General features: G+C 73.0%; 25 protein-coding genes. 10 read left to right on the forward strand and 15 right to left on the reverse strand.

Annotated features, from left to right (window positions below):
• Positions 1-12: 12 nt before the first annotated feature.
• Positions 13-864, reverse strand: a complete 852-nt coding sequence (locus OHS58_RS07435) for a hypothetical protein (protein WP_328647648.1) — start codon at positions 862-864, stop codon at positions 13-15.
• A 322-nt stretch (positions 865-1,186) separates the two neighbouring features.
• On the opposite strand from OHS58_RS07435, the gene OHS58_RS07440 reads away from it, so the two are divergent.
• Both OHS58_RS07440 and OHS58_RS07445 read left to right on the forward strand, forming a co-directional pair.
• Entirely contained in the window at positions 1,187-1,873 is a 687-nt protein-coding gene (locus OHS58_RS07440; protein WP_326950580.1) for a papain-like cysteine protease family protein, read from the forward strand.
• Positions 1,874-1,881: 8 nt separating this feature from the next.
• On the forward strand, positions 1,882-2,685 hold the full coding sequence (locus OHS58_RS07445; RefSeq protein ID WP_328647649.1) for a hypothetical protein: 804 nt from the start codon (positions 1,882-1,884) through the stop codon (positions 2,683-2,685).
• 12 nt (positions 2,686-2,697) lie between these two features.
• On the opposite strand, the gene OHS58_RS07450 is transcribed toward OHS58_RS07445, so the two are convergent.
• Positions 2,698-3,240, reverse strand: coding sequence for a hypothetical protein (locus OHS58_RS07450; RefSeq protein ID WP_326952534.1), 543 nt, complete (start codon positions 3,238-3,240; stop codon positions 2,698-2,700).
• 59 nt (positions 3,241-3,299) lie between these two features.
• Between OHS58_RS07450 and OHS58_RS07455 the strand changes: the two genes are divergently transcribed.
• Positions 3,300-3,770, forward strand: a complete 471-nt coding sequence (locus OHS58_RS07455; protein WP_328647650.1) for a MarR family winged helix-turn-helix transcriptional regulator — start codon at positions 3,300-3,302, stop codon at positions 3,768-3,770.
• Between the two features lie 3 nt (positions 3,771-3,773).
• Here the strand turns inward: OHS58_RS07455 and wrbA are convergent, their stop codons facing one another.
• Positions 3,774-4,400, reverse strand: coding sequence for an NAD(P)H:quinone oxidoreductase (wrbA, locus tag OHS58_RS07460; protein WP_328647651.1), 627 nt, complete (start codon positions 4,398-4,400; stop codon positions 3,774-3,776).
• A gap of 105 nt (positions 4,401-4,505) precedes the next feature.
• Here wrbA and OHS58_RS07465 point away from each other — a divergent pair, with 105 nt between their 5' ends.
• Together OHS58_RS07465 and OHS58_RS07470 are read left to right on the forward strand one after the other, a co-directional pair.
• Positions 4,506-5,312, forward strand: coding sequence for an SAM-dependent methyltransferase (locus tag OHS58_RS07465; RefSeq protein WP_328647652.1), 807 nt, complete (start codon positions 4,506-4,508; stop codon positions 5,310-5,312).
• Between the two features lie 2 nt (positions 5,313-5,314).
• Positions 5,315-5,704 carry a RidA family protein gene (locus tag OHS58_RS07470; protein ID WP_326950574.1) on the forward strand — a complete coding sequence of 130 codons (390 nt, stop codon included), beginning with the start codon at positions 5,315-5,317 and terminating at the stop codon, positions 5,702-5,704.
• Positions 5,705-5,739: 35 nt separating this feature from the next.
• Here the strand turns inward: OHS58_RS07470 and OHS58_RS07475 are convergent, their stop codons facing one another.
• From OHS58_RS07475 to OHS58_RS07485, 3 genes are all read right to left on the reverse strand, one after another.
• The gene (locus OHS58_RS07475; RefSeq protein WP_328647653.1) at positions 5,740-6,039 is read right to left on the reverse strand and encodes an antibiotic biosynthesis monooxygenase family protein; all 300 of its coding nucleotides are present in this window, start codon (positions 6,037-6,039) and stop codon (positions 5,740-5,742) included.
• Between the two features lie 3 nt (positions 6,040-6,042).
• The gene (locus tag OHS58_RS07480) at positions 6,043-7,233 is read right to left on the reverse strand and encodes an FAD-dependent oxidoreductase (protein WP_328647654.1); all 1,191 of its coding nucleotides are present in this window, start codon (positions 7,231-7,233) and stop codon (positions 6,043-6,045) included.
• Positions 7,234-7,298: 65 nt separating this feature from the next.
• Positions 7,299-7,760: a MarR family winged helix-turn-helix transcriptional regulator gene (locus OHS58_RS07485; protein WP_326952540.1), complete on the reverse strand. Its 462-nt coding sequence runs from the start codon at positions 7,758-7,760 to the stop codon at positions 7,299-7,301.
• 64 nt (positions 7,761-7,824) lie between these two features.
• Between OHS58_RS07485 and OHS58_RS07490 the strand changes: the two genes are divergently transcribed.
• Positions 7,825-8,436 carry a DUF3159 domain-containing protein gene (locus OHS58_RS07490; RefSeq protein ID WP_328647655.1) on the forward strand — a complete coding sequence of 204 codons (612 nt, stop codon included), beginning with the start codon at positions 7,825-7,827 and terminating at the stop codon, positions 8,434-8,436.
• A 53-nt stretch (positions 8,437-8,489) separates the two neighbouring features.
• Here OHS58_RS07490 and OHS58_RS07495 read toward each other — a convergent pair whose 3' ends face one another.
• The 3 genes from OHS58_RS07495 to OHS58_RS07505 form a co-directional block, all read right to left on the reverse strand.
• Positions 8,490-8,936, reverse strand: a complete 447-nt coding sequence (locus OHS58_RS07495) for a hypothetical protein (RefSeq protein ID WP_328647656.1) — start codon at positions 8,934-8,936, stop codon at positions 8,490-8,492.
• A gap of 92 nt (positions 8,937-9,028) precedes the next feature.
• Complete coding sequence (locus OHS58_RS07500; protein ID WP_328647657.1) at positions 9,029-9,391, reverse strand: hypothetical protein; 363 nt, start codon at positions 9,389-9,391, stop codon at positions 9,029-9,031.
• 11 nt (positions 9,392-9,402) lie between these two features.
• On the reverse strand, positions 9,403-9,822 hold the full coding sequence (locus OHS58_RS07505) for a hypothetical protein (protein ID WP_328647658.1): 420 nt from the start codon (positions 9,820-9,822) through the stop codon (positions 9,403-9,405).
• A gap of 284 nt (positions 9,823-10,106) precedes the next feature.
• On the opposite strand from OHS58_RS07505, the gene OHS58_RS07510 reads away from it, so the two are divergent.
• Positions 10,107-10,520, forward strand: a complete 414-nt coding sequence (locus OHS58_RS07510) for a hypothetical protein (protein WP_328647659.1) — start codon at positions 10,107-10,109, stop codon at positions 10,518-10,520.
• Here the strand turns inward: OHS58_RS07510 and OHS58_RS07515 are convergent.
• The 3 genes from OHS58_RS07515 to OHS58_RS07525 are packed head-to-tail and all read right to left on the reverse strand — an operon-like array spanning position 10,495 to position 14,807.
• Complete coding sequence (locus OHS58_RS07515; protein ID WP_328647660.1) at positions 10,495-13,077, reverse strand: family 78 glycoside hydrolase catalytic domain; 2,583 nt, start codon at positions 13,075-13,077, stop codon at positions 10,495-10,497. The genes OHS58_RS07510 and OHS58_RS07515 overlap by 26 nt on opposite strands.
• Complete coding sequence (locus OHS58_RS07520) at positions 13,074-13,532, reverse strand: DUF3237 family protein (RefSeq protein WP_328647661.1); 459 nt, start codon at positions 13,530-13,532, stop codon at positions 13,074-13,076. The genes OHS58_RS07515 and OHS58_RS07520 overlap by 4 nt, the downstream gene beginning before the upstream one ends.
• Positions 13,533-14,807, reverse strand: a complete 1,275-nt coding sequence (locus OHS58_RS07525; protein WP_328647662.1) for an MFS transporter — start codon at positions 14,805-14,807, stop codon at positions 13,533-13,535.
• Between the two features lie 106 nt (positions 14,808-14,913).
• Here OHS58_RS07525 and OHS58_RS07530 point away from each other — a divergent pair, with 106 nt between their 5' ends.
• The 3 genes from OHS58_RS07530 to OHS58_RS07540 all read left to right on the forward strand — a co-directional run bounded on the left by OHS58_RS07530 (position 14,914) and on the right by OHS58_RS07540 (position 18,493).
• On the forward strand, positions 14,914-15,705 hold the full coding sequence (locus OHS58_RS07530) for an IclR family transcriptional regulator (RefSeq protein WP_328647663.1): 792 nt from the start codon (positions 14,914-14,916) through the stop codon (positions 15,703-15,705).
• 62 nt (positions 15,706-15,767) lie between these two features.
• Positions 15,768-17,576: a glycoside hydrolase family 3 protein gene (locus tag OHS58_RS07535; protein WP_328647664.1), complete on the forward strand. Its 1,809-nt coding sequence runs from the start codon at positions 15,768-15,770 to the stop codon at positions 17,574-17,576.
• 5 nt (positions 17,577-17,581) lie between these two features.
• Positions 17,582-18,493: an alpha/beta hydrolase fold domain-containing protein gene (locus OHS58_RS07540; RefSeq protein WP_328647665.1), complete on the forward strand. Its 912-nt coding sequence runs from the start codon at positions 17,582-17,584 to the stop codon at positions 18,491-18,493.
• A gap of 129 nt (positions 18,494-18,622) precedes the next feature.
• Here the strand turns inward: OHS58_RS07540 and OHS58_RS07545 are convergent, their stop codons facing one another.
• Genes OHS58_RS07545 through OHS58_RS07555 form a run of 3 tightly spaced genes read right to left on the reverse strand, consistent with a single transcriptional unit; the run spans position 18,623 to position 21,404 of the window.
• On the reverse strand, positions 18,623-19,348 hold the full coding sequence (locus OHS58_RS07545; protein WP_328647666.1) for an alpha/beta hydrolase fold domain-containing protein: 726 nt from the start codon (positions 19,346-19,348) through the stop codon (positions 18,623-18,625).
• On the reverse strand, positions 19,345-20,631 hold the full coding sequence (locus OHS58_RS07550; RefSeq protein ID WP_328647667.1) for an amidohydrolase family protein: 1,287 nt from the start codon (positions 20,629-20,631) through the stop codon (positions 19,345-19,347). The genes OHS58_RS07545 and OHS58_RS07550 overlap by 4 nt, the downstream gene beginning before the upstream one ends.
• Positions 20,628-21,404, reverse strand: coding sequence for an SDR family NAD(P)-dependent oxidoreductase (locus OHS58_RS07555; RefSeq protein ID WP_326952551.1), 777 nt, complete (start codon positions 21,402-21,404; stop codon positions 20,628-20,630). Before OHS58_RS07555 ends, OHS58_RS07550 begins: the two co-directional genes overlap by 4 nt.
• Positions 21,405-21,410 lie beyond the last annotated feature (6 nt).

Below are 21,410 nucleotides of genomic sequence, written 5' to 3' on the forward strand. Positions count from 1 at the left end.
GGAGGTGTCCGGCTAGACCGGTTCCGCGCTCTCCTCGGCCGGCGCCTTGTGGGCGGCGGCGTAGTGCGCGGTGCCGATCGCGCCGGCGACGGCGAGCACGAAACCCGCGATGGCCGCGACCGTGAAGCCGTCGCGGACGCGGTCGTCCAGGATGGTCACGCCGATCAGCGACGAGACGGCGGTGTTGGTGGTGAACATCGTCGCCGTGACGGCGGTCGCGCGGCCGCGTTGCAGGGCCATCGCGAAGACCACCGCGGCGACCAGGCCGTTGGCGATCATCGCCCAGATCGCCGGGTCCAGTGCCACCCGCCAGGCCGGGCCCGACGTGTCGAGCGTGCGGGCCGAGATGCCGACGACGCTGAAGCCGAGGCCGCCGCAGAAGCCCAGCACGGGTGCTGACCAGCGGTGGTCGTGGCGCTGGACGTAGAAGCCGATCGCCGCGATCGGCACCGCCGCGGCCAGCAGCAGGTACCTGGCGGCGGTGGGCAGCAGGTGCGCGGGACCCGGGTCCGCGGACAGGCCCAGCAGGACGAGGCCGGTCGCGCCGACGCCCAAGGCGGCCCAGCCGGCGGAGGCCAGCCGGATGCCGAGGAACGCGGAGATCGTCGCGGTGACGCCGACGCTGAACGCCAGCACCGACTGGACGAGGAACAGCGGCAGCCGGTGCAGCGCGGCGGCGGCGAAGATGAAGCCCAGCAGGTCCACGCCCACGCCGAGGAAGTACAGCGGCTGGCCGCGCAGGGCGACGAGGTCCTGGGGCGCGCCGCCGTAGGCACCGGCCCGCCGGACGCCGGCGGACTCCAGGATCGAGCCGCTGCCCGACGCGACGGCGGCCAGCAGGGCGAGGACGTAACCGAGGATCACCGGTCGAGTCTGTCAGCCCGCCCGCCGCCGGGATCCGAAAGGCCGGTAAAACCGCCCGCGGCGAGGCCTGGCCGCACCCATAACACCTGGGATAACACCGAGGCGGCGACGTCGGCCGCTCGTCGCGAACACCGCGTGCTGACCAGCGGATATGTGACGCGGGCCACCGTGCGGCGAGCCGGTCGTTTACTCATCGTTTACCGACTTGCGTCGGTTGTTGGAGATTTTCTCCTGCCGCACAGTGATGGGGCGAAGTTACCGCGGAATGGGTCCGGAACCGTTCCCCGTCGTCCCCCTTTCCCTTTTGCACAAGGAGAAGCTCGTGGTCATCGCGCTGGACAAACGAATGATGGGCCTGGTTCTCACGTGTGGTGCGGTCGTGGTCACGGCCACGCTCGCGCTCACCCCGGCCGCCGGGGCCCAGCCGGTCGCGCCGCCGGCGCCGAACGGCGTGACGCTCACCCACCCGCTCGGCGACAACAGTGCGCTGCGGCTCCCGGCCGCCGCGAACGCGGCCCGGGACGCCAAGGCCGCGCGCAGCCTGAACTACAGCCAGCAGGTGCAGCAGAACGACGAATGGTGCTGGGCCGCGGACGGCGCGAGCATCGAGCAGTTCCACGGCGCTTCGACGTCGCAGAACCAGTTCTGCGCCGCCGGCAAGGGCACCAGCGCGGGCAACTGCCCGAACCAGGCCGCGCAGATCGGCGAGATCGTCAACGGGTTCCGCGGCACCGGGTTCTCCGCGAGCAGCGCCGGCGGCGCGGTGTCGTTCTCGACGATCACCCAGCAGATCGACGCCGGGAACCCGGCCCTCACCGGGATCTACTGGACCTCCGGCGGCGGCCACGCCGAGGTGATCTACGGCTACGACGCGGGCAACCAGTCGATGAACGTCGGCGACCCGTGGCCGACCTACCAGCGCTACCGCACGCAGTCCTACAACGACTACCTGCGCAACAGCGAGTTCACCTGGGGCGACACCGTCGTCGGCATCACGGGCGGGCGGTGAGCTAGGCCATGACCAGGTCTGCGGTGAAGGTCCTGACGGCGGTGCTGCTGGCGCTCGCGAGTACGGCCGGGTTCGGCGCGGCGGCCTCGGCCGCGCCACCCGCGTGGGCGCCGCTGCCGGCGGCGCAGGTCGCCGCGGCGGTGACCGCGGCCCACTCGGCCGAGGCGATCAGCTTCGCCAGGACCAACTTCCGCAGACCTGGTCAGCCCGACCCGGGCGTCATCACCGTGGCGGACACGGGTGTTCCGGCCTACACGCTCGACCCGGCGTTCGTGCGGGGTGACGGCGCCGGCCGGGTCGCGGTCCTCGAGTACGTCGCGGTCGTCGCGCACGCCCAGGACGGCCGCGCCGCCACCATCCAGGCCGCCCCCGACGCGGCGGGCTGGCGGGTCGGCAGCGTCTTGTCCGGGGACGACGAGACCCGCCTCGCCACCCGGCTGCCGGCCGGTGCCGTCCTGCTCGACGAGCCCCAGATCAACGGCTGGTACGCGCTGGGTGCCGGCGGCGTCCGGCTGCTGCAGGCCAGCCTGCCGCAGACGCCGGTCGGCGCGTTCGTCCCGCTGGCCGACTACCAGCGCCAGGTCCACGACCGGTACGCGGACAAGCAGCCCGGCTCCCAGTACCAGCGTGACGGCGGGCTCGGCTTCGCCCAGCACCCCGAAACCGCCGCGCCCGCGACGTCGGGGTGGTGGTGGGTCGGCCTCGCGGGCCTGGCGGTCGTGCTCCTGGCCGTCGTGGCTCTGGTGCTCGTGCGTCGCGGTCGCGCGACGTCTCCGGCCCGGAACACTGAGGTGGCCGCCGGACGTCCGTGACGGGCTCGCGGGTCAGCGCAGCCGGTCGCGCAGTCCGGCGGCGAGACCGGCGACGGTCAGCAGGTCGACGAGCCCGCCGCCGTACTCCACCAGCCGCGGGCGGCGCGCGCCGCTGAGCCGGAACCGGAGGTGGACTCGGGTGGTGCCGGGGCCGTCGCCGGTGAGGCGGATCGCCCAGCTGATCTCCAGGCGGCCGCGGGTGGAGCGGTGGACCAGGGTGTGCGGCGGGTCGTGCGTGACGATCTCGAAGGTCGCGTCGCGGCCGCCCCAGTCGTCGATGACGTCACCCGGGCGCAGGTGCTGCAGCGCGGGGTCGAGGTGGCGCAGGGCGCGGCGGCGCCGGGGGAGGAGCGCCTCGATCCCGGTGGGCAGGTACCAGCCGGCGCGGTTCTTGCCGAGCTGGGCGAACCAGGGCCAGACCCGCTCGGGCGGCGCGTCCAGGGTGAACCCGCGGTCCATCACGACGTCCGGGTGGGGGACGAGGTCGTCGCCGGGTGCGGGCGCGGCGACTTCGTCCGCGCGGGGTGCCACTCCGAAGCCGATCACCTTGACCACCGCCGTTCCGTATCGAATGAAACCGTATCACCCGACGCCCGTTGGGGTAGGGTGCTCGCATGACCGCCAAGCCCAGGACCCGCGCCACCGACCGCCCGGGGGACGTCTCCCCGTTCGCGTTGGGGTTGCTGCTGCGCCGGGCGCACGCCCGCGCGGCGGGGGCGATGGCCACCGCGATGCGCCCGCACGGGTTGGAGCTGCGGCACTTCGCCGTGTTGATCATCCTGGTGGACCGCGGGCCGACGACGCAGCGGGACCTGGTCGAGGCGACCGGGTCGGACAAGGCCGGGATCATGCGGGTCGTCGACGACCTGGAGGCGAAGGGGTTCGCGGTCCGCAACGCCGTGCCGGGGGACCGGCGGGTGCGCGAGGTCGAGATCACCCCGGACGGCGTCAAGGCCTTCGACGCCGCGCACGAGGACGCGCTCGCCCCGGCCGAAGCGCTGCTCTCGCACCTGCGTCCCGGCGAGCCGGCGAAGCTGATGGACCTGCTGACCCGGTTCACCTATCCGCCCGGGGACGAGGCGTAGGCCTCACACCGCGGCGAGCCCGTACCGCAGGGCCGCGGCCATCGTCGCGACCCGGCGGCCTTGCGAGCGGGCCGCCGTCAACGCCGTTTCGCCGACGGCGATCGAGCCGTCGTCGCCGGTGACATGACTGGCGCCGTAAGGGTTTCCGGCGGAGTCGTTCCGGTGGTCCTTGTGCCCGGGCGGGACGATGACGCCGCCGAAGTGGTAGACGGAGTTGTAGAGCGCCAGCAGCGTCGACTCCTGGCCGCCGTGCGCGGACGCCGTCGAGGTGAATCCACTGTAGACCTTGTCCGAGAGCAGATCGCGCATCCACAGCCCGGACAAGGTGTCCAGGAACTGCTTGAGCTGGCTCGCGACGTTCCCGAACCGCGCCGGGGTGCCGAACACGACCGCGTCGGCCCAGAGCAGGTCGTCGTGGGTGGCCACCGGGATGTGCCCGGTGGCGGCCAGGTGCTCGACCCAGGCGCCGTTGCGGGCGACCGCCTGGACGGGCGCGATCTCCTCGACGCGCCGTAGCCGCACCTCCGCCCCGGCGTCGGCGGCGCCGGCGCGCACGGCGTCGGCGAGGGTGAAGATCGTGCCGGTCGCGGAGTAGTAGACGACGGCGACGTGACAGGTCGGCTCGGACATGACCGCTCTCCTCGTTGATTCATCACTCGGTGAATCCTTCACGGCTGAACGTATCACATGATACCGTCGCGAGTGCAACCAAATGACTGCGTCGAGAGGAGGCGTATGGACCTGGACGGGATCGACGCGATCGGGCGGACCGCGTTCGAGGTGGCGCTGCTGCGCGCGGCCGAGGACCGCCGCCCGGACCGGCTGGCCGCCGACCCGTGCGCGCGGCTGTTCCTGGAGGCCGCCGGGATCACCGAGGAGAAGCCCGACTTCGCCGCACTGATGGGACCGCAGGTCGCCGTGCGGACGCGGTTCCTGGACGACGCGCTGCTGGCCGCCGGGGGGCGGCAGGTCGTGCTCGTCGCGTCCGGAATGGACGGTCGCCCGTGGCGCCTCGACTGGCCCGCCGGCACCGAGGTCTTCGAGATCGACCAAGCTCCCGTGCTGCGGTTCAAGGACGCCGCCGCGGCGTCCCTGGCGGCCCGGTGCGTCCGGCGTCCTGTTGTCGCCGACCTGCGTGACGACTGGGCGGTGCCGTTGCGGGAGGCCGGTTTCCGGCCCGACCGGCCCACGGCGTGGCTGACCGAAGGGCTGCTCTACGCGCTGGACGAAGCCGCCGCGGACGGGCTGCTGGCGACGATCACCGGGCTCAGCGCGGCGGGCAGCACCCTCGCGTTCGACCACGTCGAGACCAGTGCCGCCCTGCGCGCGGCGATCGGCCCCGACCTGGCCCGGTTGTGGCGGTCGGGGCCGGTCGATCCGGCGCGGTGGCTGACCCGGCACGGCTGGGAGCCGGACGTGGGCGAACTCGCCGACGTCGCCGCGAAGTACGGGCGGCGGATCCACCCGGCCTACGACCCGGCGGCCGGTGGCACGGCGCGTGCGTGGCTGGGCCGAGCCGTCTTCCTCGGACAGGAAAGGTGACCATGAGCGCACCGAAGTTCGTCACCCACCCCGACGGCGTGCACCCGCCGCCGGGCAACGCGTTTTCGCACGCGGTCGTCGCCGGCGGCCTGGTGCACACCTCGGGCCAGGTCGGCGTGAGCCCGGACGGCTTGCTGCTGGACGGCTTCGAGGGCCAGGCGAAGCAGGCGTTCGAGAACCTGGAGGTGGTGCTCGGCGCGTGCGGCGCCGGGCTGGCCGACGTGGTGAAGGTGACCGTCCTGGTCGCCGAGACGGCCGACGTCCGCAAGTACCTCCCGATCGCGGCGAAGTACCTGGCCCACCGCCCGGCGAGCACCCTGCACGCGGTGAAGGCCTTTGCCATGCCAGGACTGCTGTTCGAGGTGGACGCGGTCGCGGTGCTGCCGCGCTGAGCGGGCGGTGCCGGGGGAACCCGCCCCGGCACCGCTCACTCCGCTGCTACGTGGCTCGACGCCACCGTGAACTGCCGCACCACCGGCCGGGCGATCGCCCACGCGGGCGCCATCCGCGCCCGCACGACAGGGTCGTCCATCATCGCGCGGATCGCGGCCGCGTCGGTCCAGCGGGCGTGGTTGACGACCGTGGTGCCGTCGGGTGCGGCCAGCAGGTCCGCCGTCACGAAGCCGGGCTGGTGGCGCAGCACCTCGTCGGCGTTGGCGCGCAACAGGTCCAGGAGCTCTCGCTGCCGTTCGGGCGCGACCGCAAAGGTCGAGATCACCACGAGCACGGCTCAGCGCACCGGGAACATACGCTGCTTGACCGGCGGCAGCGCTTCGGCGAGGCGTAGCACGGTCCGGAAAGCGTGCCGCGGTAGCCGGGACGTCGTCGCCGCGCCGCGGGCGTTGCGGGTGGACAGCGCGAGTGCCGCGTTGGCGTAGGCGCGCATGTCGGCTTCGTAACCCCGGACGTCGCCGTCGCCGGCCAGGTGCCGGCGCAGCGTGTCGGCGTCGCGCAACGCCGTGTTGGCGCCGATCCCGGCCATCGGGGTCATGTTGTGGATCGCGTCGCCCAGCAGGGTGACGGCCGTGGGCGCCCAGTGCGGCAGTTCCGGCATCGTCTTGAGCGGGATCGCCGCGATGGTCGCGGGATCGGTCTCGGCGATCATCCGCCGGAGCGGGGGCGCCCAGGTCGTGGTCCGGTCCCGGACCAGCTCGCGCAGGCGGGCGGGCTCGGCGGTGCCGAGGTCGCCCGGGTAGGTCGAGCGGTCCGCGGCCCACGCCCACACCACGTACCGCGCGTCGGCGCCGGCGTCCCAAGTGGACAGGAACAACCAGCCGGGCCGCGCGGGCACGACGTTGTTGACGGCGCCGTCGACGAGCGTCGCCGGCAGGGCGCTCGCGAGGCCGGGCGTGAGCCGGACGCGGCCGGCGATGTTGACGATGCCGAGGTCTTGGCGCCGCAGGTCGGGCAGCCGCTGCTCGCGGACGCGGGAGTTCGCGCCGTCGGCCCCGACGAGCAGGTCCGCGTCGATCGCTTGGCCGTCGGCGGTGTGCACGCGGACGCCGTCGCCGGTGTACTCGAAGCGGTCGAACGCGGTGCCCCAGCGGATGAGGCCGTTGCAGCCGAGGAGCAGGGCGTCCCGCAGGGCATCGCGGTTCACCGCGCGCCGGCGCGTGACGGGATCGGCGTTGGCCGGGGTGCCGGTGTGGTCGCGTTCGGCGAGCACCCGCAGGTCCTGGTCGTGGAAGCGGACGACGTCCGGCGCCGGGGTCGACGTCGTGACCAATCGAGCCCAGTTCTCCGCGGGCAGGCACGCGTGCAGGGCGCGCAGGCCGTCGGCGTTGAGGTGGATGCCGTAACTGGCGGGCCGGGCGTCCGGGGTCGGGTGGCGTTCGAGCACGACGACGTCCATGCCGCCGCGGCGCAGTCCGTGGGCCAGGCACAGGCCGCCGAGCCCGGCGCCGGCGATGACGACTCGCATGAAGGTTCTCCCTCGTCGGTGGATCAGGATCGGTGGGTCAGGGTCGGTGGGTCAGGGTCGGTGGGTCAGGCTTCGCCGGGAAAGGCGAGCCGGGTGAGCAGGTCCAGCAGGAGCCGGACGTCGCCGAGGCCGCCCTGCAGGTGCGCGGCGACGGGCTCGGCGTGGCGGTGGGCGGTGCCGAACACGGCCGTCCCGGCGGGGGTCGGGGTGATCGTGTGCACGCGGCGGTCGCCGGGGCGCGGATCGCGGGTGACGAGCCCGGCGCGTTCGAGGTCGTCGACGACACGGACCATCGTGGCCTTGTCGCTGCCGACGGCGCCGACGAGCGCCCGCTGGCTCATCGGCCCGCGGTGGTGGAGCGCGACGAGCACGATGAAGTGCCGGAACTCCAGCCCCAGCGGCCGCAGGACACCGAGCAGCTCCGCGGCGACGCGGTCGTGGGCGCGCCGCAGCAGCAGGCCGAGGGCGAACGGCGACTCGTCACCCGGTCCGTCCGTCGCCCACGCCGTGTCCAGCTGCATCGTCATGACCGAGAACGTATCAGTCGATACGACCTTGTGCAAGAAGGTTTCATGTGAGACGTTCTCTGGTGTGAACACGAACCAGGAAGTCCGCGTCCCGTCCGAACCCGCCGCCCCGCCGCGCAAGAACCGCTGGGAAGGAATCGTGGTGACCGCCGCGCCGACGGTGGCTTTCGTGGCCGCCAACGCCGTCGGCGACCTCACCGCCGGCCTCGTGACCGCCGCGGTCACCGCGATCGCCGCGTTCGCCTGGCGCCTCTACCGACGTCAGCCGCTGCGCCAGGCCGTACTGGGCCTGCTGCTGGTCGCGGCGTGCGCGGCGGTGGCCGCCGTCACCGGCGAGGCACGCGGGTTCTTCCTCATCCCCGCACTGATCCCGTTCGCGGTCATCGCCGTCTGCGTGACGACCGTCCTCATCGGACGCCCGCTGACCGGCCTCATCCTCAACCGCGTCGCCGGCGGCCCCGCGGACTGGTGCTCGGTGCCCCGGCTACGCCGCATCTACACGGTCTCGACGCTCACCTGCGCGGCGGTCAACGTCGTCAACGGCGCGCTGCAGGTGATCTACTACCGGGGCAACCAGCCCCTGGTCCTGGGCGCGGTCCACATCGCGACGGGCCCGGTGTTCGCGCTCATCGTGGCGGTGACGATCGCTTGCGTCCGCCGGTCCCGGCGCGGCTGATCCCCTCGATCAACGACCACTGGGCATCCGAGGACTTCCGGCCCGGCTCCGGGTCAGGTCCGCTTGCGGCTCGCGATCTCGTCGGAGAGCTGCCGCACGTGGGCGGGGTCCGCGTCCCGGGCCAGGGCGACGTAGTGGTCCATGACGGCCGGCCGGTAGCGCACAGGCAACGTCTGTCCCGGGGCGAGCCGGGTGAGCTCGGTGATCGTGAGGTCTTCGTCCGCGATACCGCGGAACGAGAGGCCGCCGGCGGTCTCCACGTCGAACATCAGGACCACGCGTGGATTGCTGTTGACCTCCCGCCAGTCGATGAGAACGCCGAGCGCAAGCGCCCCCGTACGCAGTTCCGCATTGCGCTTGCCCGCATCACCGCTCAGGAGCGGGTTCGGGGCGACGCCCGGGAAGCCGGGCCCGACGCCGAGCGCTTCCCGGCTCAGGTCGGGCCTGAGCTGCGCCATCAGATCGTTCAGATCGTTGCGCTTCTTCTTCCGACCGAACATCCTGACCCCTCCCTCACGCCGGTGCCGGAATCTCGGCCTGGCGCTTCGCCCTCACTGCGATTGTACGTCGCGGTCCGGGAGCGCGCTTCCGGTCAGGTCATGGGGTGTGGCGTTGTTCCACAACGCTTCGGCTTCGTCGACGAACGTCCGGTACCCGAGGGCAGTGCCGGGCTGGAGGACGAACTTCGGCTCGCCGGGAAGTACTCCGCGAAGACCGCGGACAACGGCCCGGCGTGGTCCGGGCGGCTGTCGATGGCGATGACGCCGACCGCGATCGGGTGCGCCACGAGCCGGACCGTCAAGTCGCCCTCGGTCGCGGACTTCAGCTCCGCCAGCAGCCTCAGCGTGTGGCGAACTCGTTCCCGGGCGCTGGCGGGCGAGCGTTCCGTGTAGTAGCGCGACGCGGCCGCGTCGATCGCGGTCGACTCGGGATCGATGAGCACGAACCTGATCACGGTCCCGGCCTTCAACAGCCTTTCCAGCTTGGCGTAATGGTTGTTGACGAAGGCGTTGCGGCCATGCCCGTGACGAACAGGTCGGCGGCGTTCTCGATCGCCAAGTCCAGTTCGGGGCCGAAACTGTCGCTGAAGACCGGCCGGCGGGTGCGGGCGAGCTGCTGGACGCTGATCAACCCGCGTGGGCCGGGCACGTCGAGGCAATTGAAGCCCGCGGACGAGATCCGGGAGGAGACGCGCACCTCCAGCCGGCCGGTCGTCCTGCTCCGCAAGGTCGTCAGGTCGTCCAGCGTGGTCATGGTCCGCTGCCGCAGCCTGCCGTTCGCGAGGGTTTGCGAGATGCGCCGGTCGGCCGTTTCGATGAGCACGTCGTCGGTCGGGTCGAGGACGAGCACGCGGATGCGGCCACCGTTTTCGAGGATGGCGCGCATGTCAGGGCCGTCGGGTCGGCCTGGTGCGATCGCCGGATCTGCTCGGTCAGCCGTCGCGAGCGGATCTGGGAAAAGGCGAGCAGTGCCAGCAGCGCGAGGACCACGAAGCACCCGCCCTCCCCGGTTCCGGGCCGGCCTATCCGTACCGCAGCGTGCGTAGGGCGGCTTTACGCGTACGGCGGCGGACGTAGCCGCGAAGCCGCCTCTCGACCGGCGACGGCCGTGCGCTCACCCCGGGACACTGTGCGGGTCAACACATCCGCAGTGGATCAGAGGTGGCGCTCATGACCGGAACACAGCTCGGCGAACAGCGGACGGCGGCGGGCTGGGCGCGGGCGATGCGGGTCGTCGCGACGGCGGAGGTGCTTCTCCTCCTGGTGCAGGCGGCCACCGCGGGGCAGCTGCTCGAAGGGGTGGCGTCGGCGCGGACGTTGCACGGGGCCGGGGCGATCCCGGTGGCCGTGTTCGCGGTGGCCGAGCTGGTCGTCGCCGCGGTGGTGTGGCGGCGGGGGCGGGGTCCCGCGTGGCCGGTGTGGGCGAGCGGGGTCCTGGTCGTGCTGGTCTTCGTGCAGGCGATGCTCGGCGGGATGGGCAACCGGGCGGTGCACGTGCCGCTCGGTGTCGGCGTGGTCGTGCTCTCTTCGGTGCTCGCCGCGTGGGCGTGGCGGGCGTCTACTGTGGACACACCCGGGCGGTGAACGTGTGCCGTCCCGGGCCTTCGGTCGTGGTGCCGCCGGGGAGCCGGATCTCGGCGCGGGTGCCGGGTGGGACGTCGACCGTGAGCCGCAGTTCGTCGCCGTCCAGGCGCCACGAGCTGCGGATCGGGCCGTACGGGCTGAGGTGCTCCGCCTCGGCCCGGCGCAGGCCGCCGCCCGGGCTCGGCTGGATGACGAACCGGCGGTACCCGGCCTCGTCCGGGCCGGGGTCCGCCGGGAGCCGGATGCCCGCGATGTGGGTGTAGAGGAACGACATCGCCGCGCCCTTGCTGTAGTGGTTCAGCGAACCCCGCACTTCACCGCCGTCGACGGCGTCCCAGCGCTCCCAGAACGTCGTCGCGCCGCGGTCGAGCATCTCCAGCCACGACGGGATTTCCGTCGACCGGAGCACCCGGTACGCGACGTCGAGGTAGCCGTGGTCGGCGAGGGTGGGCAGCAGCAGGCCCGTGGTGAGGAACCCTGTGCCGACTTGGTCACCGGCCTCGGCGACCAGCGAGGCGAGCCGGCCGGCCACGGCGTCGCGCAGCCGCGAAGGCACCAAGCCGAACGCGAGCGCCCGGACGTGGTTGCCTTGCGTGGACTCGCCGAGCGTGCCGAGGTACTCGCGCTGCCACGCGTCCCGGGCGCCGTCCGCGAGCCGCCCGAACCGGACGGCGTCCGCCGCGTGCTCGAGCAGCGCGGCGATGCGAGCGAGCACCCGGGCGGAACGCGCGAAGTAGGCCGTGGCGACGATGCCGTGGTCGGCCGTCGGGTCGGGGTGGGGCGGGACGCCGGGCTCGAGCCATTCGCCGAAGTGCCCGCCGGTGTCCCACAGGAACTCGTCGTGCGGGGCCGAGCGCACACGGTCCGGGTGACGGCGTTCGCGGGCGGCCGTGGCCGCGTACTCGACCCAGCGGACCATCGATTCGTATTGCCCGGCAAGGACTTCGCGGTCGCCGTACGCCCGCCAGAGCTCCCACGGCACGAGCACGGCCGCGTCGCCCCAGCCCGCGGACCCGGCCATCGCGTCCGGGAAGGCGTTGCCGGACGGGCCGTCGCCCGCGGGGTCGGGCGTGATCGTCGGGACGCGGCCGTCGGGCCACTGGTCGGCGGCCAGGTCCCGCAGCCATTTCCGGGAGAACCCGGCGACGTCGTGGATGAGCGCGGCGGTGGCGACGTAGACCTGCCAGTCGCCGGTGAAGCCGGAGCGTTCCCGCTGCGGGCAGTCGGTCGGGACGTCGCAGGCGTTGCCGCGCAAGCTCCACACGGCCGCTCGGTGCAGGGCTTCGAGCCGCGCGTCGCCGCAGGTGAACGTCCCGGCCACGGGCAGGTCCGTGTGGACGACCACGGCGGTCACGTCGGACGCGGCGAGCCCGCCGGGGAGCCCGTCGACCTGGACGTACCGGAAGCCGTGGGTGGTGTGCCGCGGCTCGAAGACGTCGTGGCCCGCGGACACGACCGTGTCGACCTGCCCGGCGGGCAGGAGTTCCCCGCTCGCGAAGTCGAACGCCCGCAGGTGGTCGGTGGTGACGCGGCCGTCCGGGCCCAGGTGCTCGCCGTGGGTCAGCCGCAGCCGGGTGCCCGCCGGGCCGAGGTCGGCGAGCCGGACCCGGCCGTTGAGGTTCTGCCCGAAGTCCACGACCACACCGCCGGGGAACCGGGTGACCGATACCGGCGGGATCTCCTCGATCCGGCGGACCGGCGGCGCTTCCGTGAGCACCAGCTGTTCGAGGCCACCCTCGCGCACCCGCGCCGGGTCCCAGCCGGGCGCGTCCAAGCTCACCGAACCCGGTGCGGGGAGACGGAAGTCGGTCGTCTGGCCGTCCATCAGGTCCGCGGTGATCCGGCTCGGCCGTGACCACCAGCCCGGGCCGGTGGTGACCGCGGTGGTGCCGTCGATCGCCAAGGTCAGCCACGCGGCGACGCGGTCACCGAAGCCGTCGGCCGCGCGCTCGAAGCCGTGGCGGCCGCGGAACCAGCCGTCGGACACCAGGAGTTCGACGGAGTTCACCCCCGGCCGCAACAGGGCGCCGACGTCGAACGGCTCCACCTGGAGCCGCTTGCGGTAGGCGGTGAAGCCCGGTGTCAGTTCGAGGTCGCCGACGCGGGTGCCGTTGACGAACAGCTCGTAGATCCCGTGCGCGGTCGCCCAGGCCGTCGCGGTGCCGACCGGCCCGGCGAGCGTGAACTCGTGACGCAGCTGGTAGGCCGGGCGCTGGCCGGGTGGCGCGACGACCGGCTCGTGCGGCTCGACCCACGTCGCCGACGTCGTGGGCAGCGTGACGGCGGTCCACGGCGCGGGCTCCGACCAGTCGCTCTCCCCGAGGTCGGTCCAGACGCGGACCTGCCACGCCGTCGCCTCACGCTCCGGCAGCTCGACGAGCACCGACCGGTCGCCTTCGCACCGGCCCGACGTCCAGTCCGGGCCGGTCAGCCGGACCTCGTACGCGTGCTGGACGGCCGCGCCGGCGGGCAGCCACCACGACAGCCGCGGTCGCGGTCCTGACGGCCGGCCCGGCGTGAGGTGGTCGAGCCGCAGCCGGGTGGGGGCGGTGCTCACGTCAGCCGGTAGAGGTCGTAGCGGACGGTGCCGGGCGTGCGTTCCGCCGACGCCACCAGGATCCCGGCGGACAGCCGTCGTTCGACCGCGCCGGAAAGCGTTACGGTGAGCCGGAATTCGTACCGGGACCGCTCGACGTGCTCGCCGCGGGCGAGCGCGGCCAGCACCTCGGGCGGCCCGCTCCGCACCCCGGTCGAAGTGATCGAAACGAGCCCGTCGGTGGTCTCGACGAGGTAGCGCGCCTCGACCAGCGTGGTGCCGTCGGGCAGGAGCCGCTGCCAGTCCGCGCCGACCGCCTGGATGCGGCCGGTGAGCCCGGGACCGGTGAAGCTCCCGCCCGTGATCGGGACGACCCGGCGGTGCCCTTCCAGGGTCTCGCCGACGTCGAGGACCTCGCCGAGTTCGACGACCGCGCTGCTGACGTACTCGAGAGCGGGTGGTTCGAACAGCGGCACTCAGCGCACCTTCCGGATCGGCAGGATCAGCACCGCACCCAGGAGGCCGGCGATCGCGCCCGCGATGAACAGGGCGGGGAAGTTCTGCGGCACGGCGGCTGTCGCGCCGATGGCGAGGATAGCGGGCGCCAGCGCCGGCACGACCGACGTCGGCAGGTTGCCGGCCAGGTTCATCAGCCCGAGGTCCTTGGCCGTGTCGTCGGGGTTGGGGAGCACCTGCGTGATGAGGGCGATGTCGACGGCGAAGTAGACGCCCTGGCCCAGGCCGATCACGCCCATCGCGACCAGGAACAGGGGATAGGTGCTGGTGAACGTCGCGAGCAGCAGCCCGATCCCGAAGATCACGGCCGCGGTGACGACGAACGGCTTGCGGCGCCCGACGCGGTCGGAGATCTTGCCGGCCAAGGGGGCGAACAGCAGCGCCGCGCCGGTGAGCACGAGCGTGGACAGGAAGACCGCGTTCGCGATGCCGGCCGGCGGGATGTGGAAGACGTTCATCAGGTAGAAGGCCTGGTACGCCTGGATCGCGGCGACGCCGAAGAAGATCAGCAGCCGGCTCAGCCAGGTGAAGCCGAAGTTGGGGTGGCGCACGGGGTTCACCCAGAACGTGCGGGGCAGGTCGCGCCACGCGAACGCGGGCCGCTCCTCCGGGGAGAGCCGCCGGTCGCGCATCGTGAAGGTGAGCAGCAGCGTCCCGAGGACCGCGAGCCCGGCCGGCAGCAGGATCATCGCGGGCAGGTTCGGCGCGACCAGCTGCGCGATGAACAGGCCGATGACCGCGCCGACCGGGAGGCTCAGCCCGACCACGGCCGACGCCGGGCCGCGGCGATCCGGGGGCAGCTGGTCCGGGATGACCGAGGTGAACGCGACGGTGGCCGCGCTCGCGCCGACCGTCGTGCAGCTCGCCGCCAGCGTCAGCGCGAAGGTCGTCGAGCCCAGCTGCAGGCCGATCGCGCCGAACGTGAACAGAATGGCGCCGAGCAGGAGGAACGGCCGGCGCCGGCCGAACCGGCCCGTCGTCCGGTCGCTGAGCCGGCCGAAGACCGGGAACGCGATGAGCGAGCACAGCGCGCTGATGCTGGTCACGATGGAGACCATCGTCGTGGCGCCCGCGGGGTCGAGCAGCGTCGCCTTGACCGACAGCGTCAGCACGGCCGGGACCAGGACCGCCATCCCCGCGCCGACCGCGGCGAAGGCGAAGAAGAAGAGGAACCCGCGCCGTGGCCCGGGAAACGTCGTGCCGGCGGTGGACTCTTGGCGGAAAGAAGTACTCATCGTTGGGCACCTTTCGCGTCTCGGTCGGCTGACCTGCGGGGAAGGATGAGCGCCCGGTGCGGTGTACCGTGAGGGGGATGCCAATCAATGGAACGCCGAGGTCGACATGACCGAGTCCGCGCGGGTGCGGGGCCGCCGTCCGGCCCACGGCGAACCGGTCGTCGACCGCGCGCTTTCCCTGCTCGCGTCGTTCGACGCCGAGCACCGCACCCTCACGCTCGCCGAGCTGAGCCGGCGGGCCGAGATCCCGCCGAGCTCGGCGTTGCGGCTCGCGAACCGCTTGGTGGACTGGGGCGCGCTGGAGCGGGACGACGCCGGGAGGTTCTGCGTCGGGCTGCGGTTGCTGGAGGTCGCGACGCTCGCCCCGCGCGGCCATGGCCTGCGGCAGGTGGCGCTGCCGTTCATGAACGACCTCGCCGAGGTGACGCACCAGCACGTCCAGCTGGCGGTGCGCGACGGAATGCAGGCGATGCTCGTCGAACGCCTGTCGGCCCACCAGGCGACCCCGGTGGACTACCGCATCGGCGGCCGGCTTCCCTTGCACTCCACCGGTGTTGGCCTAGCGCTGCTGGCGTTCGCACCGAAGGAGGTCCAAGAGGAGCTGCTGTCGAAGCCGGTCTACAGCGAGCCCGACAACCGCCTGATCCTCCCGGACGTCCTACGCCGCACCCTGGCCGACGTCCGCCGCGAGCGCCTGGCCATCTTCCGGCGGGAGGACGAGCACGAGTCGATCGTCTCGGTGGCGGCGCCGGTGTTCGACCGGGAAGACGCCGTGGTGGGCGTGGTGGGCGTGCTGGTCCCGAAACGCGTCGCGCAGCCGCGGCGCCTGGGCCTCGCGGTGCAGACGACGGCGCGAGGCATTTCCCGCGAACTGGGTGCGGCCCGGCTGCGCCTCTGAAGGCTGCCATTGAATGGCAGCGCCGTAGGTGGGCCGGACCGTGCGCGGTCATCCTCGGCGCCATGCTCCTTCTCCACGACGGCAACGGTGTCGCCTTCCGCGATCTCGACGGCGACGGGGTGATGGCCCCGTACGAAGACCCGCGCCGGCCGGCGGAGGAGCGCGTGCGGGACCTCCTGTCCCGGATGACGGTCGCGGAGAAAGCCGGGCTGCTGTGCCACGCGCCGGTGTCCGTGGCGCCGGACGGGGGCCTGATCGACGCGCCCGCCGGGCTGTTGCCGACCGCGCCCACGACGTCGGTGCTTCGTGACGGGCACGTGCGCTGCCTGAGCCTGATGGCCCCGGTCGCCGCCGGGCCGCTCGCCCGCTGGCACAACCGCGTCCAGGACCTCGCGGCGCACAGCAGGCTCGGGATCCCGGTGCTGCTGTCGTCCGACCCGCGGCATTCGGCGAACGAGAACCCGCTGACGTCGGTGCCCTCCGGTGGCTGTTCGCGCTGGCCGGAGCCGCTCGGGTTCGGCGCGCTGGACGACGAGGACCTGGTGCGCGAGTTCGCCGGGATCGTGCGGGCCGAGTACGCCGCGGTCGGGATCCGGCTGGCCCTGCACCCGATGGCCGACCTGGCCAGCGAGCCGCGCTGGGCCCGGACCTCCGGCACCTTCGGCGCCGACCCGGACGTGGTCGCGCGCCTGGCCGCGGCCTACGTCGAAGGCCTGCAGGGCCCGGCGCTCGGCCCGGGCTCGGTGGCCGCGATGGTCAAGCACTGGCCCGGCGCGGGACCGCAGGCGGGCGGGCTCGACGCGCACTTCGCGTCCGGGCCGGACCAGGTCTACCCGGCCGGGCGGTACGACCTGCACCGCGACCGGTTCCGCCCGGCGCTGCGGGCCGGCGCCGCCGCGGTGATGCCGTACTACGGCCGTCCGGTCGGCGTGCCGGGGCTGCGTGAAGTCGGGTTCGCGTTCGACCCCGAGGTGGTGGCCGGCCAGCTGCGCCGCGACGAGGGCTTCGACGGCCTGGTGTGCACGGACTTCGGCCTGCTGACCGACAGCGTCCTGGCCGACGGGACCGTGTGGCCGGCCCGCGCCTGGGGCGTCGAGCACCTCGACCGGACCGAGCGCGCCCTGCTGCTGCTCGACGCCGGTGTCGACCAGTTCGGCGGCGAGTGGTGCCCCGAAGTGATCACCGGCCTGGTCGCGACGGGCCGGGTGAGCGAAGCGCGGCTCGACAAGTCCGCGGCCCGGGTGCTGACGCTGATGGTCCACTTGGGACTGTTCGAGAACCCTTATGTGTCCGAAGAAATCGCGGTCGAAACCGTCGGCCGCGCGGACTTCACCGCGGCCGGTGCGGCGGCCCAGCGGCGGTCGATGGTCCTGCTCGACGAGGGAATCCTGCCGCTCACCGAGGACGTCCGGCTTTACGTCGAAGGCGTCGACCCGGCGGTCGCGGCGCGCTATGCGTCCCTTGTGGACACACCGGCCGCCGCCGAGGTGGCGCTGGTCCGCATCGACGCCCCGTACGAACCCGCACGGCGGCTGCCCGAGGCGTTCTTCCACCAGGGACGTCTCGACCTGCCCGACGACCGGCGTGAGCAGCTGACCGCGCTCGCCGCGACGGTGCCGACCGTCGTGGACGTCTTCCTCGAGCGCCCGGCCGTCCTGCCGGAGGTCGCGGCGGCCGCGGCCGCGCTGCTCGCCGACTTCGGTGCCTCCGACGAGGCCGTGCTGGACGTCGTGTTCGGCCGGGCGCGGGCCGAAGGCCGGTTGCCGTTCGAGCTGCCCCGCTCGATGGCCGCGGTCGAGGTTCACCCCGAAGACCTGCCGGGCGGGACGGCCGACCCGCTCTTCGCACTCGGACACCCCCAGAAAGGCTGAGCCGCATGCCGATCCACCCCGCCGTCGCCGAGAAGCTCCCGCTGCTCGACGGTGTCCCGTCGTTCGAGGCGCTGGTGACCGATCCCGCGTTCCGCGACCGGATGATCCAGTTCATGACACCGTCGGCAGGCGGCCCGCAGCCGGTCGTCGAGACCCGCGACGAGAAGGTACCCGGACCGCACGGGCCGATCCCGGTCCGCGTCTACGCGCCCGGCGAGGGGCGGCCGTGCCTGGTCTGGCTGCACGGCGGCGCGTTCAAGATGGGCGACCTCGACATGCCGGAGGCCGACTGGGTGGCGCGCGAGATCGCCACCCGCGCGGGCGCGACGGTGGTCAGCGTCGACTACCGGCTCGCCGTCCCGTACCCCGTCCCGCACGACGACGTCGTGGCCGCGGTCCGCTGGGCCCGCGACACGCTCGCGCCGGAGCGGATCGTGCTGGGCGGCGCCAGCGCGGGCGGCAACCTCGCGGCGGGCGCGGCCCTGCGCCTGCGCGACGCCGACGCCTGGCAGCCCGCGGCGCTCGCGCTGGTGTACCCGGTGCTGCACCCGGAACTCCCGCCGCCGGCGGCGTCCCTCACCCAGCTGATGACCGAAGTGCCGCCGCTCCTGCACTTCCCGCCGGCCGAGGTCCGCTCGATCACGGAGGCCTACCTCGGCGGCCCGGTGAGCAGCGCGGACGGCTACGCGATGCCGGGCCTGGCGGTGCTGGCGGACCTCAGCCCGACCCTGCTGCTGACCGCGGAGTACGACGACCTGCGACCTTCAGGGGAGCGCTTCGCGGGCGCGCTGGCGGCCGCCGGGGTGGACGTGCACCACGTCCAGATCCGCTCGATGCTGCACGGCTTCCTGGGCCTGCCCTCGGCAATCGAGCCGGTGGACCGCGCGCTGACGCTCATCGCGGGAACGCTCGCATAGCCCACCCGCTGCGCGATCCGCGACCCGCGAGCGCGCCGCCCCCCCCCGCATCCCGAAAGCCGTGAAGGCCTCCTTACCGGCCATAAGAGCCGGTAAGGAGGCCTTCACGGACGAACCACGGGCGGGCGCTCAGCCGAGTGCGCGGAGGAACTGCACCGAGCGGTCCACGATCGCGCCGACGTCCCGGGCGTCCGTCCACATGTGCCGCGCGCCCGGGACCAGGTCCAGCTCCACCGGGGCACCCACCGCCCGCAGCGCCGACGCCAGCCGCTCGCTCTGGGCCGGCGGGACGAGGTCGTCGGCGTCGCCGTGCATCAGCAGGATCGGCGGGGCGTTCCGGTGTGCGAAGGTGAGCGGGCTCGCCGCCCGCGCCCGCTCGGGATCCGCCGCCGGGTCCACACCGAGCAGTTCGGCCTCCCGGGAGACGTCGGCCGCGCCGTCGACGTCGCCGGGCAGGCCCAGCAGGTCGGTCGGCGGGTACCAGGCGACGACGCCGTCGACATCACCGCCGTCCAGGGCGGCCAGCAGGGCGAGGTGGGCGCCCGCCGACTCGCCCCACAGGAACGTCGCGGCACAGTCCACTTCGGACCGCAGCCAGGTGATCGCCGCGCGGACGTCTTCCAGCTGCGCGGGAAAGCGCGCCTCCCCGCTGAGCCGGTAGTCCACCGCGGCGACCGCGAAACCGCGCTCCGCCAAGGTCGGGCACAGCGACGCGGGGATCGTCGTCCGCCGCGAGCCGCGCCGCCAGCCGCCGCCGTGCAGGTACACGATCGCCGGGTGCGGGCCGGGGCCGGAAGGCAGGTGCAGGTCCAGCTCCAGCGGCCGGAAGCCGAGGACTTCGCGGTAGACCGTCACGCGGCGGGTGCCTTGTGGAACCGGCCGCCTTGCATGATCGCCAAGAGATTGTCCTTGTCCTGCAGCACAGTCACGTCCGACGTCGGGTCGCCGCGCACCACCAGGATGTCGGCGAAGTAGTCCTCCGTCAACACGCCGACCGGCATGTCCAGCACCTGGCCGCCGAACTGAGTCGTGGCGCGCAGGGCCTCGGCGGGGGAGTAGCCGAACAGGCGCACGAACAGCTCCAGGTCCCGCGCGTTGCGCCCGATCGGGTTGTTCGGGAAGCCGTAGTCGCCGCCGGGCAGCACGCGCAGGCCGCGTTTGCGCAGCTCCGGGTAGAGCTGCTCCATCGCGGCGAGCGACTTCACCGAGCCCATCTTCTCCGCCAGGCCTGCGTCGATGCCGAACTCGGCGCCCTCGTGGACGTTCGCCCACATGATGCCGACGGCGGGGGACAGGAAGATCTCGTCCTTGTGCTCCTCCAGGAGGTCGATCGCCTCCTGGTCGGCGTACGAGCAGTGGTACACCGAGCGGAACCCGCTGCGCACCGCCAGCTTGATCGACTCCGGTGACTGCGCGTGGCAGTTGAGCCAGACGCCGGACTCGCGCGCCTGCTCGCCCGCCGCGGCGGCCTCTTCCTCGCTGTACTGGGTGACCATCGAGCCGCCTTCGAAGAAGACGTCGTCGTTGCTCATCAGCAGCTTGACGCTGTCGAAGCCGAGCGCGGCCTGCTCGCGGATGAACGCGCGGACCGCCTCGGGGCCGATCTCCTTGGGCGTCGGGCCGTTCGGCCCCAGCTGCACGGGGTTGTTGTCCCGTTCGAACGACGCCGCCCGCATCCGGGGCCCGGGGGTCAGGCCCGCGGCGATCCGGTCACGCAGCCGGACCTCGGTCGGCACCGGCGTCAGCGAGCCGGCGGAGTACGCGCTGGTGAAGCCGTGGTCCAGGAGGATCCGCGCGTTGCGCTCGGCGAGCGCGAGGTGCTCGTCGGGCGTCGGCATGTGGCGGAAGAACGACACGTCCAGCGGCGGGTTGAACGACGGGTCGACGTGCCCGACGGCGGACGGGAACGTCAGGTGCGCGTGCGACTCCACCAGGCCCGGCATGACCGTCGCGCCCCGGCAGTCGACGACCCGGTCACCCGGCTCGGGTTCGACGCCGGCGCGCACGGACTCGATCTTGTCGCCGCGCACCACGACGTCACCCGGTACCGCCGGAGCGCCGGTCCCGTCGAACACCCGGCCACCGGTGAACACCACTCTGGGTTCGCTCATCTGCTCGTCCTCACTGACGAAAGTCATGCACCGATCATGTTGTAACCGCCGTCGGCGACCATGAAGCTGCCGGTCATGTGGCTCGCGTCCGCGGTGGCCAGGAACAGCGCGGTCCCCGCGAGTTCTTCCGGCCGCGGGATGCGGCCGAGCGGGGTGTCGCCCCGCAGCTGCTCGCCGCGCCCGGACTTCCAGTCCTCGCGGCCCAGCGTCGCCTCGGTCTCGATGAAGCCCGGCGCGAACACGTTCACCCGCACGGTGGGCGCGAAGGCGCGCGCGTACGACTTGGTCAGGCCGATGATCCCGTACTTGGCCGCCGCGTACTGCGGGGCGCGGGCGCTGCCGCGCGCGACGACCGTGGAGCCGATGTTGACGATCGCGCCGCCGCCCTGGGTGAGCATCCGGTCGCCGAACTCGTGGGTGCACAGCAGCGTGCCCTTGATGTCGACGGCCAGGACGTGGTCGATCGACTCCTCGGTGATGTCCCGCCACGACATCTGCTCGCGCGCGACGTCGCCGACGTTGTTGATCGCGACGTCGAGCCGGCCGAAGTGGCTCCAGACCTCGTCGGCCAGCCGGACGATCTGCGCGCGCTCGGCGATGTCGGCCTGCACGATGAACGCCTTGCGCCCGGCCTCTTCGACGCGCTGGGCGGTGCGCTCGGCCCCGGCGCGGGAGCCGCGGTAGTGCACGGCGACGTCGGCGCCCTCCTGCGCGGCGCGGACGGCGATCTCCGCGCCGAAACCGGTGCCCGCGCCGGTGACCAGGACGGTCTTGCCGGTGAACCGCTGGGGGAAGGTCACGAAATG

The sequence above is a fragment of the Amycolatopsis sp. NBC_00348 genome, assembly GCF_036114655.1.
Lineage (GTDB): Bacteria > Actinomycetota > Actinomycetes > Mycobacteriales > Pseudonocardiaceae > Amycolatopsis.

Bases quoted from the DNA above. Each gene is read 5' to 3' on its own strand.
- OHS58_RS07445 (WP_328647649.1), top strand. From the start codon at position 1,882: ATGACCAGGTCTGCGGTGAAGGTCCTGACGGCGGTGCTGCTGGCGCTC.
- OHS58_RS07455 (WP_328647650.1), top strand. From the start codon at position 3,300: ATGACCGCCAAGCCCAGGACCCGCGCCACCGACCGCCCGGGGGACGTC.
- wrbA (WP_328647651.1), bottom strand. From the start codon at position 4,400: ATGTCCGAGCCGACCTGTCACGTCGCCGTCGTCTACTACTCCGCGACC.
- OHS58_RS07465 (WP_328647652.1), top strand. From the start codon at position 4,506: ATGGACCTGGACGGGATCGACGCGATCGGGCGGACCGCGTTCGAGGTG.
- OHS58_RS07470 (WP_326950574.1), top strand. From the start codon at position 5,315: ATGAGCGCACCGAAGTTCGTCACCCACCCCGACGGCGTGCACCCGCCG.
- OHS58_RS07480 (WP_328647654.1), bottom strand. From the start codon at position 7,233: ATGCGAGTCGTCATCGCCGGCGCCGGGCTCGGCGGCCTGTGCCTGGCC.
- OHS58_RS07485 (WP_326952540.1), bottom strand. From the start codon at position 7,760: ATGACGATGCAGCTGGACACGGCGTGGGCGACGGACGGACCGGGTGAC.
- OHS58_RS07495 (WP_328647656.1), bottom strand. From the start codon at position 8,936: ATGTTCGGTCGGAAGAAGAAGCGCAACGATCTGAACGATCTGATGGCG.
- OHS58_RS07505 (WP_328647658.1), bottom strand. From the start codon at position 9,822: ATGCGCGCCATCCTCGAAAACGGTGGCCGCATCCGCGTGCTCGTCCTC.
- OHS58_RS07510 (WP_328647659.1), top strand. From the start codon at position 10,107: ATGACCGGAACACAGCTCGGCGAACAGCGGACGGCGGCGGGCTGGGCG.
- OHS58_RS07525 (WP_328647662.1), bottom strand. From the start codon at position 14,807: ATGAGTACTTCTTTCCGCCAAGAGTCCACCGCCGGCACGACGTTTCCC.
- OHS58_RS07530 (WP_328647663.1), top strand. From the start codon at position 14,914: ATGACCGAGTCCGCGCGGGTGCGGGGCCGCCGTCCGGCCCACGGCGAA.
- OHS58_RS07535 (WP_328647664.1), top strand. From the start codon at position 15,768: ATGCTCCTTCTCCACGACGGCAACGGTGTCGCCTTCCGCGATCTCGAC.
- OHS58_RS07540 (WP_328647665.1), top strand. From the start codon at position 17,582: ATGCCGATCCACCCCGCCGTCGCCGAGAAGCTCCCGCTGCTCGACGGT.
- OHS58_RS07550 (WP_328647667.1), bottom strand. From the start codon at position 20,631: ATGACTTTCGTCAGTGAGGACGAGCAGATGAGCGAACCCAGAGTGGTG.